Here is a 1109-nt window from a genome sequence, read left to right on the forward strand (position 1 = left end):
TTGGGTATGTAAGCCCAGTTAACTTTGAAAAACAATATGTCGCTTAATACGGTGTCCAGTCTGACTGGAGCAGATCAAGAACGGGTAAGGGAGAAATCCTACAAGCTCGTTATACGACTTTATAGAATTAGGAGAACTAAATGGACTTAGATATCTATCAGGTTGATTCATTTACAAGTGAAGCATTCAAAGGCAATCCCGCTGGGGTCTGTATAACAAACAATGGCTTAAGTGAAAGCTTAATGCTATCAATTGCTGAAGAAATGGCTGTGTCCGAAACGGCTTTTCTATCGCTTTCTGATATGACACTGAAGTGGTTTACTCCGAAGGCGGAGGTAAAGCTATGTGGTCATGGAACTCTTGCTGTTGTTCATGTCCTTAAAGAAAGGGGGCAAGTAAGTACGCAGGATACAGTTAATTTTGAAACCTTGTCTGGTACCTTAACTGCACTGGTTAACGAATCGACAATTGAACTGGATTTTCCGTCACCAACCCTTCAATTCGACATTGCTCCCTGTCAGGTGCTCTTGGATAATTTAGGCGTAGAGGCATGTAAAATAGTTTCCTTTGGTAACTTTGATTCGAAGGTTTTTATTGAAGTTGATAGTGAAGAAACATTACTAAACCTCCAGCCAAACTTTGAGGCAATGAAACAAACCAAGGGGCGTGGAATTCTGGTTACTACAAGTTCAAATAGTAACGAGCTAGATTTTGTTTCAAGGTACTTTGCACCGTGGGTAGGTGTAAATGAAGACCCCGTTACAGGTTCAGCGCATTGTGCTTTAACCGTTTATTGGTCAGGAAAACTGGGTAAGTTAAACCTACAAGGCTATCAGGCATCTGAACGAGGTGGTTATGTTACTACCGAACTTTTATCTAATGGGCGTACGAAGTTAATAGGCTCAGCAGTGACAGTCATTAAAGGGACTCTGCAGGTACCAGTCGTATAACAAAGCATTTAAGAGTGATTCGCAACGCTTGCCGTTTTCGCTTCGCTCAAAGTATAGGCAAGCGCTGCTCACACCTTAATGCGGCGTTGAGGCTGTAGAATTTCTCTTTTTTCAACCAATATCACCTGACTTTTTGAGCACTTTTTTCGTCTAAATTAG

The 1109-nt window shown here is 41.5% G+C and carries 1 protein-coding gene; it reads left to right on the plus strand.

Features of this window, described 5'->3' with window-relative positions; all coding sequences use genetic code 11:
- Positions 1-140 precede the first annotated feature (140 nt).
- Positions 141-950, plus strand: a complete 810-nt coding sequence (locus tag Q1A70_RS20010; protein WP_299695788.1) for a PhzF family phenazine biosynthesis protein — start codon at positions 141-143, stop codon at positions 948-950.
- The last annotated feature ends 159 nt before the right edge of the window (positions 951-1109 follow it).

The organism is uncultured Vibrio sp. (assembly GCF_947488985.1).
Lineage (GTDB): Bacteria > Pseudomonadota > Gammaproteobacteria > Enterobacterales > Vibrionaceae > Vibrio.